Raw genomic sequence first — 17,615 nt, 5'->3', positions numbered from 1 at the left:
AGTAACCAATGCCCGTGTGAGAGGGGCCTTTGTGGGAGGGGGCTTGCTCCCGAATGCGCTGTATCAGCTAAATAAATGCTGAATGACATGCCGCCTTCGGGAGCAAGCCCCCTCCCACATTGGAATCCACTGGTTTCGAAATTGGCGTTAACCGCGTCTGTCGAGAATGTTGACCACCAGCCGATCCACCCAACCCCAGATCCGCTGCTTCACCCGCCGCCACAACGGCCGGCGCTGCCACTCCTCCAGACTGACCTGCTGGCTCAGACCGAAATCCTTCTCGAAACTCTGCACCACCGCTGCCGTCAACGACGGGTCCAGTGCCTCCAGATTCGCCTCCAGATTGAAGCGCAGGTTCCAGTGATCGAAGTTGCACGAACCGATACTCACCCACTCGTCCACCAGGACCATTTTCAGATGCAGGAAGCACGGCTGGTATTCGAAGATCTGCACCCCGGCCTTGAGCAGGCGCGGGTAGTAGCGATGGCCGGCGTAACGCACCGACGGGTGATCGGTGCGCGGCCCGGTGAGCAGTAGCCGGACGTCGACACCGCGAGCAGCAGCCTTGCGCAGCGAGCGGCGGATTTTCCAGGTCGGCAGGAAATACGGGGTGGCCATCCAGATGCGTTTCTGCCCGCTGTTCAAGGCGCGGAACAGCGACTGCAGAATGTCGCGATGCTGACGCGCATCGGCATAGGCCACACGGCCCATGCCCTCGCCCATGTCCGGAACCTTGGGCAAGCGTGGCAGGCCGACATGCGCCGACGGTTTCCAGGCCCGGCGATGGCGGTTGGCGATCCATTGCCGGTCGAACAGCACTTGCCAGTCGAGCACCAGCGGGCCGTTGATTTCCACCATCACTTCGTGCCACTCGCTGCTGTCCTGCCCCGGTGTCCAGAATTCATCGGTAACACCGGTGCCGCCGACCACCGCCAGACGCTGATCGACCAGCAGCAATTTGCGGTGATCACGATAGAAGTTGCCGACCCAGCGCCGCCAGTTCAGGCGATTGTAGAAACGCAGTTCGACCCCGGCTTTGGTCAGGCGCTGACGCAGGTGCAGGGTAAACGCGAGGCTGCCGTAGTCATCGAACAGGCAGCGTACCCGCACGCCGCGCTCGGCGGCCTGGACCAGCGCCTGAACCACGGCCTCGGCACAAGCGCCCGCCTCCACCAGATACAACTCCAGTTCGACCTGCTCCTCGGCGCGGGCAATTTCCACCAGCATGCGCGGGAAGAATTGCGGGCCGTCGATCAACAGTTCGAACCGGTTGCCGTCACGCCATGGAAACACCGCGCCGCGCATGTCAGCGCGCCGTGAAAATCAGCACCGCACCCACCGGCACCGACAGACTGATGGCCGACAGGCCGGCCAGGTTGCGCAGGGTTTCCAGCCCCGGCGCCAGATCGAAATCCTCGGCGTTGATCACCAGCGGTTCCAGGGTCACCACTTGAAAACGTCGGTCATCGAGACGGGTGGCCAGCAACTCTGCCGGGTATTCATGTTGCTTGCCGTGCAGGTTGACGGTCAGCGGCAGACGCAATTCCAGCTGCGCACCGGGGGCCAGATCGTTGATCGGGCGCAGGTCGATCCGGGTGCTGATGGTCGCTTCGGGGAATTGCTCGATCTGGAACAGCTCCTTGCGCATGCGCTCGTCGCGCAGCGGGATGCCGCTGTTGATCGAATCCAGCTCGACTTCGACTTCAGCGCGGCCATCCGGATCGACCTTGCCGTGCAGCACCAGAAAGCGCTGCACTTCAGAAATGTGGGCGTTTTTCGTGCTGACGAACGACAGCCGCGACGACTCGCCATCCAGATACCAGTTGGCCTGCGCCGGCAGCGCGGCGGCAGTCAGCAGCAGACTGGCGAAGGCTGTATAGAGGGAGCGGTTGAACATTGAATACTCGTGGGGGCGATAAACCTGCACGAACCTTAACCGCCCACGCCGTTATTGCAAACTGATCGCCGCAAATCTATCGATTGGTGAAACCTCCTGTGGGAGCTGGCTTGCTCGCGAAGGCGGTGAGTCAGTCAACACAAATACTGAATGGCACACCACATTCGCGAGCAAGCCCGCTCCCACAGGGTTATCTATTGACTTGAGGATTGAGGCGGCAGCCCTGGCGTTCGCCCAGCCACTGGGCACGATTGCTGCGGCCCATGCCGCTGACGGTGATGGTTTTGCTCGCGCTGTCATCGCTAAAGTGGCTGGTTGGCAGCCACTGTTTCACATAACCCCGGCAGTATTCGGCATCGTTGTTCATCACGTAACGACACGAACAATATTCCTTGGCCGTGTACGCGCTGATGATGTCGGGGAACGCCCAGAGGTTTTCCCGTTCGAGCCAGATCCAGCCGAGCAGCACGATCAGCGCCAACAGCAACACCCGCTTCAACAGCTTCATGGCTGCACCGCCTTGAGCACGCGTTTGAGCAGCTCGCTGTGGCGATAGCTGCCGTCGCGGTCATCGGCGTAACGCACGATCACCAGTTTCTCGCTGGGGATCACATACAGCGCCTGGCCCCAGTGGCCGAGGGCGGCGAAGGTGTCGGGCGGCGCGTCGGGCCACGGCGCGGCGGCGCCATCCGCCGGGCGATTGAGCCACCACTGACCACCGGGCACCGCTTCGTCCTGATGCACCTTGTAGCCGGCAAAGGCAGTGCGGTTGAAAGCGACCCAATCCTTGGGCAGCAATTGCCGGTCGTGCCAACGTCCGTCGCGAGCCATCAGCAGACCGACCCGCGCCAGATCCCGCGCCGTGAGATAGGCATAAGAGGACGCGACAAACGTACCGCCGGCATCGGTTTCCCACACGGCGTGGCGGATGCCCAGCGGCTCGAACAACGCGGTCCATGGATAGTCGGGATAACGCTGCGGGCCAACCATGTTCTTCAGCGCCGCCGCCAGCAGATTGCTGTCGCCACTGGAGTAACGGAACGTCTGCCCCGGCGGCGCATAAGCGTCGTGATTGGCAGTGAACGCGGGCATGTCGCGATGCCCACGGGTGTAGAGCATCGCCACCACCGAGGATTTCAGCGGCGCGTATTCGTAGTCTTCCTGCCAGTCCAGCCCGGAAGCCCAGTGCAGCAGATCCGCCACGGTGATCGCCGGATGTTTTTCCAGCGCCGGATAAAACTTCGAAACCGGATCATCCAGTTTGAACAGGTCTTCGCCATACGCCACGCCGAGTACCGTGGCCATCAGGCTTTTGCTGATCGACCAGGTCAGGTGCGGGGTCTCGGCACGGGTCGGGCCGGCGTAGCGTTCGTAGATCAACTGGCTGTCGCGGATGATCAGCAGCGCGTCCGTGCGGATGCCCTGGCGGGTAGTGTCGTCGCGGGGTGGGAAGGCGTAGGTCTCTAATGCCTCGACCGCTGCGCCGCTGATTTTTGCGCCAGTCGGCCATTGCTCACCGGGCCATTGCTCGGCCTGGACCGTGAAGCTGATCAGCAGCAGAAACAGGGACAGGCTTTTGCACATGGTGAGGGCTCTTGGGGAGAACCTGCTGAGGGTAGTCTTGCCACATGACAGATGTGTGGTGTTTCTGCTGCCGCCTTCGCGAGCAAGCCCGCTCCCACATTTGAAACGCATTCCAAGGGTGGGAGCGGGCTTGCTCGCGAAGAGGCCAGTCAGCCCACCGCCAAAGCCTTGGCCAAGCGTTTGGCCCGCGCGCCGGCCGCCAACTGCATCACTCCCTGATCACGCTGCCACATCTGCGCCCACTCCGGACTACCCTCGGCCAACGCCTGATCGATCTCGCCCTTCAGCGCATCAAACTGCGCAAACAACCCGCCCAACAGCACATGCCCGGCCGGATTGTTCGGCGGCTGGCGACTCGCCTCCGCGCACCCGGCCAACAGAGCCAGCAAGCGCAGTTGCAGCGGCTGCGACCAGCCGCTGTCCTGACCGACACCGTACAGCCACGCGGTCATCGCGCTCAGCACGTAGACATCTTCCAGGCTACGAAACGGCTTCACATAAGCGTCCCAGCCATCGCCCGCGAGCAACTCGCACAACGCGCCGTCCAGATGCAGCCGACCGTGACTGATGTCCGGCATCAGCGGCAGCGCCGGGAGTTTTTCCACGCGCACGCCGGGCTCGCCGGGATAGACCACCGCCAGACTCAGGCGCGGCGTTTCGCCGGGTTCTTCACTGCGCGCGGCAACGAGCAGCCAGTCCGCCGCGTCCCCGGCGGTGACGAAATCCTTGCGCCCGTTGAGGCGCAAATCCGTCATGCGCGTCTGCATGTCCGCCGGGCGCAGGCTGCGCTGTTCGGTCGCACACAACGCGCCAAGACTCGGCGGCGCGCTCGGCCAGAGCATGCGCAACGCCGCCTGATACCCCACCAGAAATGCCAGCCCCGGCGTCGCCATCCGCCGCCCTCCGGCCACCGCCAGTTCGAACGGCGTCACGTTGCCCAATTGATGCAGCAAGGTAGCGAAACCTTCCGCCAGATCAGTCACGGCGGGCAGGCGTTCATGGCTTTCGAGCAGGCTGGGCCAGGGCATAAGAGGCTCCTTGAGGGCTGTCATACAAGCATCACCAAACGTTCACGGTGATGACACCGGGGCTACATAGCCTGACTTTGCACAACATGGCTGCATAAAGAAAGTCGATCGGCTGCAACCCACGACGGGTTCAAGGCCCGTACGGAGATTCAAATGACTCAGATCGCCCGCATCAGCGACACCGGCAATGAACGCCGCCTGCAAGCCGAACGCCTGATCGGCGCCGAGGCCTTGCAGCAAGCCCAGGCCTTGCGCTTCAGCGTATTCAGCGGCGAGTTCAACGCCAAGCTGAAAGGCGCGGAACTGGGTCTGGACATGGATGACTATGATGTTCACTGCAGCCACATCGGCGTGCGTGACCTGAACACCGGGCGTCTGGTCGCCACCACCCGTTTGCTCGATCACACCGCCGCCAGCAGCCTGGGCAAGTTCTACAGCGAAGAAGAATTCAGTCTGCATGGCCTCGCCCATCTGCAAGGCCCGATCCTCGAAATCGGCCGCACCTGCGTCGACCCGGCCTACCGCAACGGCGGCACCATCGCCGTGCTCTGGGGTGAACTGGCCGAAGTGTTGAATCAGGGCGGCTACAGCTATCTGATGGGTTGCGCGAGCATTCCGATGCAGGATGGCGGCGTGCAGGCCCACGCGATCATGCAGCGTCTGCGCGAGCGTTATCTGTGCACCGAACACTTGCGCGCCGAACCGAAGAATCCCCTGCCGTCGCTGGATATTCCATCGAACGTAATCGCGGAAATGCCGCCGCTGCTCAAGGCCTACATGCGCCTGGGTGCGAAGATCTGCGGCGAGCCGTGCTGGGACGAAGATTTCCAGGTCGCCGACGTGTTCATCCTGCTCAAGCGCGACGAACTCTGCCCACGCTACGCCAAGCACTTCAAGGCGGCCGTGTGATGAGCCGGTTGCGCGTGTACGCGCGGATCACGCGAGTGCTGCTGGTGGTGGCGCTGGGCCTGACCATGGCCAGCGTCTTCGGCGTGTTCGAACGTCTGGGCCTGGCGCACTCGATGCAACGTCGGCAGCGCTGGTCGCGGTTTTTCATGGCGCGTTTGAGCCATGCCCTGCCCTTTCGCGTGACCGTGCACGGCGACCTGCCGAAGCAGCCGATGCTGTGGGTCAGCAATCATGTGTCATGGACTGACATTCCGCTGCTGGGCATGCTCACGCCGCTGTCGTTTCTGTCCAAGGCCGAAGTACGCACCTGGCCGGTGGCCGGCTGGCTGGCGGCGAAGGCCGGCAGTCTGTTCATCCGTCGCGGCTCGGGCGACAGCCAGTTGATCCGCAAACAGATGACCCGTCACTTGCAAACGCAACATCCGTTGCTGATGTTCCCGGAAGGTACCACCACCGATGGCCGCTCGCTGCGCACCTTTCATGGTCGCCTGCTGTCGGCGGCCATCGATTCGGAGGTGATGCTGCAACCGGTGGCGATCCGTTATCTGCGCAATGGCGAAATCGACGCGCTGGCGCCGTTCATTGGTGACGATGATCTGCTGTCGCATCTGATGCGTCTGTTCAGCCACGACTGCGGCGATGTCGAAGTGCATCTGCTCAAGCCGATCGCCTGTCAGGGCCGCGAACGTGCGGCGCTGGCGTTCGAAGCGCAGCAGGCGGTGCAGAAGGCGTTGTTTGGTGATATCGCCAAAGCGGCCGAACCGCGTCGCACCGGCGAATTGATCGCTGCCTGAAACACAGATCCCCCCTGTGGGAGCGGGCTTGCTCGCGAAAGCGGTGGTTCAGCCAATGCACATGTTGAATGACCTACCGCATTCGCGAGCAAGCCCGCTCCCACAGGGGGTTACTGCGTTGCCGACGTTTGTGCAAATTCTTGAAGCTGCGGATAGAACAAGCGGAAATCCTCACTCAGCGGTTCATACAAACGCCGTAATTCCTGCATCGCCCCCGCCAGCTCCTCAGGCCGGGTCAGGCGGCGGGAGATCCCACGCAGCACCTGCTCCAACACTTCAAACTCTTGATACGAACCCAGCCAATCATTGGCAACCATGTGCGGGGCGATTTTCGCCAGGCGTTCTGGCAATTGCCGTTCATTCGACAGCACCCGGTAAACAGCGCGGGTGAAATGTTCCAGCGGCTGATCGGCGTACAGCGTCCAGTCGCGCGCCAGGCAATGGTCGAAAAACACATCGAGGACAATCCCGGCATATCGCCGCCGGGTCTCGGTGAAACGCCCGAGGGCGATGTCCACCAACGGGTGGCGATCGGTGAACACATCAATCCGCCGATGCAACTGAATCGCCGCTTCAATCTGGGGTGCAAATTGCCCTTGCAGGCGTCCTTTGACGAAATCGCCATACAGACTGCCGAGTAATTGCTCGGGGTGCTGGCCTCCGAGGTGTAAATGTGCGAGATAGTTCATGGGCGCAGCTTAGCACTGCGCGCTTTCATCGTTACAGCACACGTATCGTTATAACCCGATATACCGATTTATGCGGTCGTCAGATCAAATTCATATTGGTATATCGCGAAATACCGATTTAAAGTTCGCCTCATCGCGATATAGCGCTACACATCACGAGCATAAAGCCATGAACCTCGACCTCGACGAAATAATAAAAGCCCTGGCACACCCAGTACGGCGAGACATTCTCATCTGGCTGAAAGACCCCAAAGCCCAGTTTCCTGAGCAGATTCACAACCACGAGTACGGCATCTGCGCCGGGCAGATCGATCAACGCTGCGGCCTGTCGCAGTCGACCGTCTCCGCCCACCTGGCGACCCTGCAACGCGCAGGTCTGATCAGCAGCCAGAAAGCCGGCCAGTGGCACTTCTTCAAACGCAACGAGGACGTGATCCAGGCGTTCCTCGACGCCATCGTCAAAGAGCTCAGCGCTCCCACAAGGAATTGATTCAAATGCCCCTCTCGCTACTCATCCTGGCCTTGAGCGCCTTCGCCATCGGCACCACCGAGTTCGTCATCATGGGCCTGCTGCCCGATGTGGCGGCCGACCTCGGTGTGTCGATTCCCGGCGCCGGCTGGCTGGTGACCGGTTACGCCCTGGGCGTGGCCATCGGTGCGCCGTTCATGGCACTGGCCACTGCCAGACTGCCGCGCAAGGCCGCACTGGTAGCGCTGATGGGCATTTTCATCGTCGGTAACCTGCTGTGTGCCATCGCCAGTGACTACAACGTGCTGATGTTTGCCCGTGTCGTCACGGCGCTGTGCCACGGTGCGTTCTTCGGTATCGGTTCTGTAGTAGCCGCCGGGCTGGTGGCGCCGAACAAACGGGCGTCGGCCGTGGCGCTGATGTTCACCGGCCTGACCCTGGCCAACGTCCTCGGTGTACCGCTGGGCACGGCGCTGGGCCAGGAAGCCGGCTGGCGCTCGACCTTCTGGGCGGTGACCGTGATTGGTGTAGTGGCGCTGATCGGTCTGATCCGCTTCCTGCCGGCCAAGCGTGACGAGGAAAAACTCGACATGCGCGCCGAACTCGCCGCCCTCAAAGGCGCCGGCATCTGGCTCTCGCTGAGCATGACCGCGCTGTTCGCCGCGTCGATGTTCACCCTCTTCACCTATGTCGCGCCGCTGCTCGGTGATGTCACCGGTGTCTCGCCAAAAGGCGTGACCTGGACCCTGCTGCTGATCGGCCTCGGTCTGACGGTGGGCAACATCATCGGCGGCAAACTGGCGGACAAGCGTCTCGGCGCCACCCTGATCGGCGTGTTCGTGGCGATGGCGGTGGTCTCCACTGTGCTGAGCTGGACCAGCGTTGCGCTGATCCCGACGGAGATCACCCTGTTCCTCTGGGCCACCGCTTCGTTTGCCGCCGTCCCGGCGCTGCAAGTCAACGTGGTGACCTTCGGCAAGGCCGCACCGAACCTGGTGTCGACCCTGAACATCGGCGCTTTCAACATCGGCAACGCCCTGGGCGCCTGGGTCGGTGGCAGCGTCATCGCCCACGGTTTCGGCCTGACCAGCGTGCCCCTGGCCGCCGCCGCGCTGGCCGTGCTCGCGCTGCTGGTGACCCTGATCACTTTCCGTCAGAACGGCGACGCCGGTCTGGCCCCCGCTACCCACTGATTAACCACTTAACTGACGAGGGTTGTACACATGGCAACTATTTTCGATCCGATCAAACTGGGCGACCTCGAGCTGTCCAACCGCATCATCATGGCTCCGCTGACCCGCTGCCGCGCCGACGAAGGCCGCGTGCCGAACGCGCTGATGGCTGAATACTACGTACAGCGCGCGTCGGCTGGCCTGATCCTGTCCGAAGCCACTTCGGTGACGCCGATGGGCGTCGGCTACCCGGACACCCCAGGCATCTGGTCCAACGACCAGGTTCGCGGCTGGACCAACGTGACCAAAGCCGTGCACGCTGCCGGCGGCAAGATCGTCCTGCAACTGTGGCACGTCGGCCGCATCTCGCATCCGTCGTACCTCAACGGCGAAACCCCGGTCGCGCCGAGCGCCATCCAGCCTAAAGGTCACGTCAGCCTGGTGCGTCCATTGGCCGACTACCCGACCCCGCGAGCTCTGGAAACCGCTGAAATCGCCGAGATCGTCGAGGCCTACCGCACCGGTGCCGAAAACGCCAAAGCCGCCGGTTTCGACGGCGTGGAAATCCACGGCGCCAACGGCTACCTGCTCGACCAGTTCCTGCAAAGCAGCACCAACCAGCGCACCGACAATTACGGTGGCTCCCTGGAAAACCGTGCGCGTCTCCTGCTGGAAGTGACTGACGCAGCGATCGACGTCTGGGGCGCCGGCCGTGTCGGCGTGCACTTGGCACCCCGCGCCGATTCCCATGACATGGGCGACGACAATCTGGCCGAGACTTTCACTTATGTGGCTCGCGAGCTGGGCAAGCGCGGTATCGCCTTCATCTGCTCCCGCGAGAAAGAAGGCGCCGACAGCCTCGGCCCACAGCTGAAAGAAGCTTTCGGCGGCGCGTACATCGCCAACGAACGCTTCACCAAGGACAGCGCCAATGCGTGGCTGGCTGAAGGCAAGGCTGACGCGGTAGCGTTCGGCGTACCGTTCATTGCCAACCCGGATCTGCCGGCACGCCTGAAGGCCGACGCACCGCTGAACGACGCACGTCCCGAGTTGTTCTACGCGAAAGGCCCGGTCGGTTATATCGATTATCCAACGCTGTAAACAACAACAACAACTAACAAGTAAGCCCCACCTCGAAAGAGGCGGGGCTTTTTTTATTTTCATACATTTAAAGATTCGCCATCAGAACAATATAAACCTAAGCTCCGCCTAGCAACTCATCAATTACAACCCACCAACTTAATCAAGCAAGGTTATATAAAAATGAATGATATAGATCCAAACAAACTTACATTCCTTCTGCAAATCACCAATGCCACGGACTCTACTTTCTGGCTTGACGACGCCTCTCCAAAGCACCCACCCTTGACGCGTATCGACAAGATCCTCCCTTACCAGACCGTTTTTATGCTGTTTGAAGGAGATCCTCATCTGAAACAGGACATCGTTATTGATTACGATATCAAAAAAGAGTTATTCAACACTTACATCTGCTACACCAACTACAAGCAGAAAGTACGGTTCGACACTACGCTCAGTTATTGCTACCGACAAATGGCGGGGCACAGGGCTCCAAAAGTCGAACTTTTCTGGGATACCAACGCGTTCTCTGTTGGTGCCGAACCCATCACCTGCGGCGCAGCATTGGAAAATGAAAACCCGGTTTACCCTTACAGCTATAAGATGATCGCATTCATGACGCCATCGGCCTGATAGAGAGTTACCTGCTCATGCAGTAACGGTACGGACAACGCTGACATTATAGAGGCGCGAGCAAACTAAAGGCCGTGGCTCAAGCCCATCGGAAGTAACGCAGCCTGGTGGTGAGGATCGGGCAAAGGGAACTCAGAAACGAAACGGATCGGTTGGTGCGTATCGGCTGCTCGGCGCCCTTTTAGCCCGAGTCGTTAACATTCATTCACACAGTCGACACAAAACCCCTACAAAATACGTAGCTCGCTACCTATCAACCTGGCCAACGTACGTATATAAAAGCACTCCATTACAAAAAGACTTGAAGCAGGGACATTTCCCCGCTTCAAGTCTTGACACAGACAGATTCAATTACGCATTTTGTTTCATTTGCGCAGGCTAGGGCTCAGGCGCAGCATATCAAGCCCTGTATCGACCCAGCGCTCGGCTTCGGCATGCAATTGAAAGCTGTCCGGCGCCAACAGCCATCCATACAGGAGGCCATCGATATACGCATGAATGCTGATGGCCGCCCGGGCAGTGTCGAGATCTTCCGGCAACTGGCCGCGATTGACCGCATTACGCAGGGTCAGACCGATGCGCAGGTTGCAATCGAGACTGGCCGTGCGGCGCTGCTGGCGCAGATCGCACATTTCATCGGTGAATTCGCACTTATGAAACAGAATCTCGTTGATGCGACGGGTCTTCGGATCCAGGGCTACCTGATGAAACAGATGGATCAACAGCTTGCGCATGCACCCCAACGGGTCGAGTTCGTCCTCGCTCTCGCTGGCCTTGGCCAATTCATCCAGCGGTTCATGCAGGCTGTCGAGCATCGCCTGCACCAGATCGGCCTTGTTGCTGAAATGCCAATAGATGGCACCGCGCGTCACGCCGGCCATCGTCGCGATATCCGCCAGGGTCGTGCGGGCCACACCCCTTTCATAAAACGCTTTCTCGGCCGCTTCGAGAATCTGGCTGCGCGTTTCCTGAGCTTCCTCTTTGGTACGACGGACCATGGCAGTAAAACCTCAAACAGGATGTTTCAGGGATGGCTGAATATCCGCTGAATAAAGAGGGGGCTGATCTCTCACGAATCGGCTCCCCGGCCTACAATTTCAAACCTTGCGACGCATTTTGTAACAGGGTGGGTACGACGCCAAGCTATTTACAAACAACCATGAACGTAAGTATATTCCTTAGCAAGCTACTTATCCACTCGACCCGATTTTTTTACCCTTTCACACTTCTTGTGCGCAATGTGCGCGCCTGACCCGAGGATCTTCATGCAATTCAAGCCAGCTGTTACCGCTCTGGTCACTGCCGTCGCCCTGGCATCGCTGCTCAGCGGATGTAAAAAGGAAGAAGCGGCCCCAGCCGCTCCGCCTCCTCAGGTCGGCGTCGTCACCCTGCAACCACAAGCGTTCACCCTCACGTCGGAACTGCCGGGGCGCACCAGTGCGTACCGCATCGCTGAAGTTCGACCACAGGTCAACGGCATCATTCTCAAACGTCTGTTCAAGGAAGGCGGCGACGTCAAAGCCGGCCAGCAGCTGTATCAGATCGATCCGGCAGTCTATGAAGCGACCCTGAAAAGCGCCGAAGCCAACCTGCGTTCGACCAAGTCGATCTCTGACCGCTACAAGCAACTGGTCGACGAGCAGGCCGTGAGCCGCCAGGAATACGACACCGCCGTGGCCAATCGCATGGAATCGGAAGCGTCGTTGCAGAGTGCGCAGATCAACGTGAAATACACCAAGGTCTACGCGCCGATCTCCGGCCGTATCGGCCGTTCTTCGGTGACCGAAGGCGCACTGGTCAGCAATGGTCAGGCCGACGCGATGGCGACGATCCAGCAACTGGACCCGATCTACGTCGACGTTACCCAGTCCTCGGTTGAGCTGCTGGAACTGCGCCGCGAGCTGGAAAGCGGTCGCCTGCAGAAGGCCGGCGACAACTCGGCAGCGGTCAAGTTGACCCTTGAGGACGGCAGCCAGTACAAGCTCGACGGTAAGCTGGAATTCTCCGAAGTATCGGTTGATCCGACTACCGGTTCCGTGACCCTGCGTGCGGTGTTCCCGAACCCGGATCACACCCTGTTGCCAGGCATGTTCGTCCGCGCCCAGTTGCAGGCCGGGGTCAACGCCGCGGCCATTCTGGCGCCGCAACAAGGCGTGACCCGTGATCTCAAGGGCACCCCGACCGCACTGGTCGTCGGCCCGGACAATAAGGTTGAACTGCGTCAGCTCAAGGCCAGCCGTACCGTTGGCAGCCAGTGGCTGATCGAAGATGGCCTGAAAGCCGGCGATCGTCTGATCACCGAAGGCCTGCAATACGTTCGCCCAGGTGCTCAGGTCAACCCGACCGAAGCGACCAACGTAGCCAAGAACCCGGCCCCCGCTCAAGCAGCTGACAAAGCCGCTGGCGGCAAAGGGGAGTAACTCATGTCGAAATTTTTTATCGACCGTCCGATTTTCGCCTGGGTAATTGCCCTGGTGATCATGTTGGTCGGGGCACTATCGATCCTGAAATTGCCAATCAACCAGTACCCGAGCATTGCACCGCCGGCCATCGCGATCTCCGTGACCTACCCGGGCGCTTCGGCGCAAACCGTGCAGGACACCGTGGTTCAGGTGATCGAGCAGCAGCTCAACGGTATCGACAACCTGCGTTATGTGTCTTCGGAAAGTAACTCCGACGGCAGCATGACCATCACCGCGACCTTCGAGCAAGGTACCAACTCCGACACCGCGCAGGTTCAGGTTCAGAACAAGCTGAACCTGGCCACCCCGCTGCTGCCGCAGGAAGTGCAGCAACAGGGTATCCGCGTCACCAAGGCAGTGAAGAACTTCCTGTTGGTGATCGGCGTGGTGTCGCGTGACGGCAGCATGACCAAGGACGACCTGTCCAACTACATCGTGTCGAACATGCAGGACCCGATCTCGCGGACCGCCGGTGTCGGTGACTTCCAGGTCTTCGGTGCCCAGTACGCGATGCGCATCTGGCTCGATCCGGCCAAGCTGAACAAGTACAACCTGACGCCGTCTGATGTCAGCGCCGCGATCTCGGCGCAGAACGTCCAGGTGTCTTCCGGTCAGCTCGGCGGTTTGCCGGCGCTGCCTGGCCAGCAACTGAACGCTACGATCATCGGCAAGACCCGTCTGCAGACTGCCGAGCAGTTCAAGGCGATCCTGCTGAAGGTCAATCAGGACGGCTCCCAGGTCCGTGTCGGCGACGTGGCCGACGTCGGTCTGGGTGGTGAAAACTCGAGTATTTCTGCGCAGTTCAACGGCAGCCCGGCGTCCGGTCTGGCGGTAAAACTGGCCAACGGCGCCAACGCCCTCGACACCGCCAAAGCGCTGCGCAAGACGATTGACGACCTCAAGCCGTTCTTCCCGCAAGGCATGGAAGTGGTGTTCCCGTATGACACCACTCCGGTCGTGACCGAGTCGATCAAGGGTGTCGTTGAAACCCTGGTCGAAGCGATCGTGCTGGTGTTCCTGGTGATGTTCCTGTTCCTGCAGAACTTCCGCGCCACCGTCATCACCACGATGACCGTACCGGTGGTATTGCTCGGTACGTTCGGCATCCTCGCCGCCGCCGGTTTCAGCATCAACACCCTGACCATGTTCGGTATGGTGCTGGCCATCGGCTTGCTGGTGGACGACGCCATCGTCGTGGTGGAAAACGTCGAGCGGGTGATGGCCGAAGAAGGCCTGTCACCGAAGGAAGCGACCAAGAAATCCATGGGCCAGATCCAGGGTGCCCTGGTCGGTATCGCCCTGGTGCTGTCGGCGGTACTGTTGCCGATGGCGTTCTTCAGCGGCTCCACCGGTGTGATCTACAAGCAGTTCTCGATCACCATCGTCTCGGCCATGGCCCTGTCGGTAATGGTTGCACTGATCTTCACCCCGGCGCTCTGCGCAACCATGCTCAAGCCGATCGCCAAGGGTGACCACGGCACGCCGAAAAAAGGTTTCTTCGGCTGGTTCAACCGCAATTTCGATCGCGGTGTCAGGAGTTACGAGCGCGGTGTCGGCAACATGTTGTCGCGCAAAGCCCCGTATCTGCTGGCGTACCTGCTGATCGTCGTCGGCATGATCTGGCTGTTCACCCGCATTCCAACCGCGTTCCTGCCGGAAGAAGACCAGGGCGTACTGTTCGCCCAGGTACAAACCCCGGCCGGCTCCAGTGCGGAACGTACTCAAGTCGTGATCGATGAGATGCGTACCTACCTGCTGGATAAAGAAGCGGGTGCGGTGTCCTCGGTGTTTACCGTGAACGGCTTCAACTTCGCCGGTCGTGGTCAGAGTTCGGGTCTGGCGTTCATCATGCTCAAGCCATGGCACGAGCGAGATTCGGGCAACAGCGTGTTTGCCTTGGCACAGCGTGCGCAGCAACACTTCTTCAGTTTCCGCGATGCGATGGTGTTTGCGTTCGCCCCGCCTGCGGTACTGGAATTGGGTAACGCCACCGGTTTCGACGTGTTCCTGCAGGACCGCGCCGGTATCGGTCACGAAAAACTGATGGAAGCCCGCAACCAGTTCCTCGGCATGGCCGCGCAGAGCAAGGTGCTCTACCAGGTGCGTCCGAACGGTCTGAACGACGAGCCGCAATATCATCTGGAAATCGACGATGAGAAAGCCCAGGCCCTGGGTCTGAGCCTCTCCGACATCAACAGCACCCTGTCGATCTCCTTCGGTAGTAGCTACGTCAACGACTTCATCGACCGTGGTCGGGTGAAGAAAGTGTACGTGCAAGGTCAGGCCGGTGCGCGCATGAGCCCTGAAGACCTGAAAAAGTGGTACGTGCGCAACAGCGCCGGGACCATGGTGCCGTTCTCCGCCTTCGCCAAGGGCGAGTGGATCTACGGTTCGCCGAAACTGGCCCGTTACAACGGCGTCGAAGCGATGGAAGTGCTCGGTTCTCCGGCGCCGGGTTACTCCACCGGTGAAGCGATGGCCGAAGTCGAAGCGATCGCCAAGAAGCTGCCGGCCGGTGTCGGTATCTCCTGGACCGGTCTGTCCTACGAGGAACGTCTGTCGGGCTCGCAAGCGCCAGCGCTGTACGCCCTGTCGCTGCTGATGGTGTTCCTGTGTCTGGCGGCGCTGTATGAAAGCTGGTCGATTCCGATCGCGGTCATGCTCGTGGTACCGCTGGGGATCATCGGTGCGCTGATGGCCACCAGCCTGCGCGGGCTGTCCAACGACGTGTACTTCCAGGTGGGCCTGTTGACGACCATCGGTCTTGCGGCTAAAAACGCCATTCTGATCGTCGAGTTCGCCAAAGAGCTGCATGAACAAGGGCGCAGTCTGCGCGATGCGGCGATCGAAGCGTGCCGCATGCGTCTGCGACCGATCATCATGACCTCGCTGGCGTTCGTCCTCGGTGTAGTACCGTTGGCGATCTCCACCGGCGCCGGTTCGGGTAGCCAGCACGCGATCGGTACTGGCGTGATTGGCGGTATGCTCACGGCCACGATCCTGGCGATTTTCTGGGTCCCACTGTTCTTCGTCACGGTTTCGTCCATCGGCCAGCGTAAAATCGCCGACCCGGACGAGACGACTGAAACTCCTAAAGAGGCTGGCCAATGAGCAAGTCGCTACTCTCCATCGCAGTCGCCGCCTTCGTGCTGAGCGGTTGCTCGCTGATCCCCGATTATCAGCAGCCTGAAGCACCGGTCGCGGGCCAGTACCCGCAGGGCCCGGCGTACTCGCCGGCCCAGGCTCCGGCGCAAGCCGCTGCCGAGCAGGGCTGGAAGCAGTTTTTCCATGACCCGGCCCTGCAACAGCTGATCCAGGTGTCGTTGGAAAACAACCGCGACCTGCGCGTCGCGGCGCTGAACATCGACGCTTATGCGGCTCAATACCGCATCCAGCGTGCTGACCTGTTCCCGGCGGTTTCGGCCAATGCCAGCGGCAGCCGTCAGCGGGTTCCGGCCCGTGCCTCGCAGACCGGTGAAGCGAACATCAGCAGTTCCTACACCGCGACCGTCGGCATCAGCGCCTACGAACTCGACCTGTTCGGTCGGGTGCGCAGCCTGAGCGAACAAGCGCTGCAACAATACTTCGCTACCGAAGAAGCGCGCCGCAGCACGCAGATCAGTCTGGTGGCCAGTGTCGCCAACGCGTACATGACCTGGCAGGCCGACAAGGAACTGCTCAAGCTGACGCAAGACACCCTCGGTGCCTTTGAAGAAAGCTACAAGCTGACCAGCCGCAGCAACGAAGTCGGTGTGGCTTCGGCGCTGGACCTGGCGCAGTCGCGCACCTCGGTGGAAAACGCCCGGGCGCAATTGGCCAAGTACACCCGTCAGGTGGCTCAGGACGAAAACAGCCTGACCCTGCTGCTCGGCACCGGCATCCCGGCCAATCTGCAAGCGGCCAAACCGCTGTCGGATGACCTGCTCAGCGACGTACCGGCCGGTCTGCCTTCGGACCTGCTGCAGCGTCGTCCGGACATCCTCCAGGCCGAGTACAACCTGAAAGCGGCCAACGCCAACATCGGCGCCGCCCGTGCAGCGTTCTTCCCGAGCATCAGCCTGACCGCCAACGCGGGCAGCCTGAGCCCGGACCTGTCCGGTCTGTTCAAGGGCGGCTCGGGTACCTGGCTGTTCCAGCCGCAGATCAACCTACCGATCTTCAACGCCGGCAGCCTGCGCGCCAGCCTCGACTACGCCAAGATCCAGAAGGACATTGGCGTGGCGAACTACGAGAAGTCGATTCAAACCGCCTTCCAGGAAGTCGCCGACGGCCTGGCCGCGCGCCAGACCTACACCGAGCAGTTGCAGGCGCAGCGTGACTTCGTCGCGGCCAACCAGGATTACTACCGCCTGGCCGAGCGTCGTTACCGCATCGGTGTCGACAGCAACCTGACCTTCCTCGACGCCCAGCGTCAGCTGTTCAGTGCGCAACAGGCACTGATCACCGACCGCCTCGCGCAGCTGACCAGTGCGGTCAACCTGTACAAGGCCCTGGGTGGTGGCTGGAATGCGCAGACCGCGCAGAACGAACCGCTGAAAGAAGAAGCACCGAAGATGAAGCTGTTCTGATCATCCGGTGAACACAAGGAGCCCGCCATTTGGCGGGCTTTTTGTTGCCTGTCAGAAAAGTGTGTGGTTTGGGCTGGCCCCTTCGCGAGCAGGCTCGCTCCCACAGGGGATCGCATTCCAAAATGTGGGAGCGAGCCTGCTCGCGAAGAGGCCCTGACAGACACTATAAAATCCAGCTGTATCTTGCGTTCGATAATCGCCCAAAACCCGCTTTGCCCGATTGAATCCCGCCCATCGCCCCCCGCACCATTCGCTCCACAAAACCAATAACAACAGGTTCGACACCATGCTCCCGCGCCCTGTCCCGTCCGGCTGATCGCCGCCGCTTCA

16 protein-coding genes are annotated in these 17,615 nt (G+C 60.7%); 9 read left to right on the top strand and 7 right to left on the bottom strand.

Going from position 1 to position 17,615, the window contains the following annotated elements:
- Positions 1-147: 147 nt before the first annotated feature.
- The 5 genes from HDC30_RS05885 to HDC30_RS05865 all read right to left on the bottom strand — a co-directional run bounded on the left by HDC30_RS05885 (position 148) and on the right by HDC30_RS05865 (position 4,509).
- Positions 148-1,305, bottom strand: coding sequence for a phosphatidylserine/phosphatidylglycerophosphate/cardiolipin synthase family protein (locus HDC30_RS05885; RefSeq protein WP_098967611.1), 1,158 nt, complete (start codon positions 1,303-1,305; stop codon positions 148-150).
- Position 1,306: 1 nt separating this feature from the next.
- A complete protein-coding gene (locus HDC30_RS05880) occupies positions 1,307-1,897 on the bottom strand; it encodes a YceI family protein (protein WP_096797056.1) in 591 nt (196 codons plus the stop codon).
- Positions 1,898-2,087: 190 nt separating this feature from the next.
- On the bottom strand, positions 2,088-2,405 hold the full coding sequence (locus tag HDC30_RS05875) for an amidase (protein WP_096797055.1): 318 nt from the start codon (positions 2,403-2,405) through the stop codon (positions 2,088-2,090).
- Positions 2,402-3,481 carry a serine hydrolase gene (locus HDC30_RS05870; RefSeq protein WP_183781556.1) on the bottom strand — a complete coding sequence of 360 codons (1,080 nt, stop codon included), beginning with the start codon at positions 3,479-3,481 and terminating at the stop codon, positions 2,402-2,404. Before HDC30_RS05870 ends, HDC30_RS05875 begins: the two co-directional genes overlap by 4 nt.
- Before the next feature lie 149 nt (positions 3,482-3,630).
- Complete coding sequence (locus tag HDC30_RS05865; RefSeq protein WP_097086613.1) at positions 3,631-4,509, bottom strand: acyl-CoA dehydrogenase family protein; 879 nt, start codon at positions 4,507-4,509, stop codon at positions 3,631-3,633.
- A gap of 153 nt (positions 4,510-4,662) precedes the next feature.
- Here HDC30_RS05865 and olsB point away from each other — a divergent pair, with 153 nt between their 5' ends.
- Positions 4,663-5,418: an L-ornithine N(alpha)-acyltransferase gene (gene olsB / locus HDC30_RS05860; RefSeq protein ID WP_007963187.1), complete on the top strand. Its 756-nt coding sequence runs from the start codon at positions 4,663-4,665 to the stop codon at positions 5,416-5,418.
- Positions 5,418-6,212: a 1-acyl-sn-glycerol-3-phosphate acyltransferase gene (locus HDC30_RS05855; RefSeq protein WP_183781553.1), complete on the top strand. Its 795-nt coding sequence runs from the start codon at positions 5,418-5,420 to the stop codon at positions 6,210-6,212. Before olsB ends, HDC30_RS05855 begins: the two co-directional genes overlap by 1 nt.
- A gap of 110 nt (positions 6,213-6,322) precedes the next feature.
- Here the strand turns inward: HDC30_RS05855 and HDC30_RS05850 are convergent, their stop codons facing one another.
- The gene (locus HDC30_RS05850) at positions 6,323-6,901 is read right to left on the bottom strand and encodes an ACP phosphodiesterase (protein WP_183781550.1); all 579 of its coding nucleotides are present in this window, start codon (positions 6,899-6,901) and stop codon (positions 6,323-6,325) included.
- Between the two features lie 169 nt (positions 6,902-7,070).
- Between HDC30_RS05850 and HDC30_RS05845 the strand changes: the two genes are divergently transcribed.
- The 4 genes from HDC30_RS05845 (at position 7,071) to HDC30_RS05830 (ending at position 10,255) form a co-directional block, all read left to right on the top strand.
- Positions 7,071-7,391: a helix-turn-helix transcriptional regulator gene (locus HDC30_RS05845; protein ID WP_003222436.1), complete on the top strand. Its 321-nt coding sequence runs from the start codon at positions 7,071-7,073 to the stop codon at positions 7,389-7,391.
- A 5-nt stretch (positions 7,392-7,396) separates the two neighbouring features.
- Positions 7,397-8,563 carry an MFS transporter gene (locus tag HDC30_RS05840; RefSeq protein WP_003222434.1) on the top strand — a complete coding sequence of 389 codons (1,167 nt, stop codon included), beginning with the start codon at positions 7,397-7,399 and terminating at the stop codon, positions 8,561-8,563.
- 30 nt (positions 8,564-8,593) lie between these two features.
- The gene (locus tag HDC30_RS05835; protein WP_096797051.1) at positions 8,594-9,643 is read left to right on the top strand and encodes an alkene reductase; all 1,050 of its coding nucleotides are present in this window, start codon (positions 8,594-8,596) and stop codon (positions 9,641-9,643) included.
- Between the two features lie 162 nt (positions 9,644-9,805).
- Complete coding sequence (locus HDC30_RS05830; RefSeq protein ID WP_183781547.1) at positions 9,806-10,255, top strand: hypothetical protein; 450 nt, start codon at positions 9,806-9,808, stop codon at positions 10,253-10,255.
- Positions 10,256-10,620: 365 nt separating this feature from the next.
- Here the strand turns inward: HDC30_RS05830 and emhR are convergent, their stop codons facing one another.
- Complete coding sequence (emhR, locus tag HDC30_RS05825; RefSeq protein WP_027614407.1) at positions 10,621-11,253, bottom strand: efflux system transcriptional repressor EmhR; 633 nt, start codon at positions 11,251-11,253, stop codon at positions 10,621-10,623.
- Positions 11,254-11,520: 267 nt separating this feature from the next.
- On the opposite strand from emhR, the gene emhA reads away from it, so the two are divergent.
- From emhA to emhC, 3 genes are read left to right on the top strand one after another with little or no spacing between them, the layout of a single operon-like run.
- Positions 11,521-12,675, top strand: coding sequence for an efflux RND transporter periplasmic adaptor subunit EmhA (gene emhA / locus HDC30_RS05820; RefSeq protein WP_027614406.1), 1,155 nt, complete (start codon positions 11,521-11,523; stop codon positions 12,673-12,675).
- A gap of 3 nt (positions 12,676-12,678) precedes the next feature.
- Complete coding sequence (emhB, locus tag HDC30_RS05815) at positions 12,679-15,828, top strand: efflux RND transporter permease subunit EmhB (RefSeq protein ID WP_027614405.1); 3,150 nt, start codon at positions 12,679-12,681, stop codon at positions 15,826-15,828.
- The gene (gene emhC, locus HDC30_RS05810) at positions 15,825-17,285 is read left to right on the top strand and encodes an efflux RND transporter outer membrane subunit EmhC (RefSeq protein WP_027614404.1); all 1,461 of its coding nucleotides are present in this window, start codon (positions 15,825-15,827) and stop codon (positions 17,283-17,285) included. Before emhB ends, emhC begins: the two co-directional genes overlap by 4 nt.
- The last annotated feature ends 330 nt before the right edge of the window (positions 17,286-17,615 follow it).

This window comes from Pseudomonas sp. JAI115, from assembly GCF_014200835.1.
In the GTDB taxonomy this organism is placed as follows: domain Bacteria; phylum Pseudomonadota; class Gammaproteobacteria; order Pseudomonadales; family Pseudomonadaceae; genus Aquipseudomonas; species Aquipseudomonas putida_A.
This window is presented reverse-complemented; position numbering and strand designations above follow the sequence as displayed.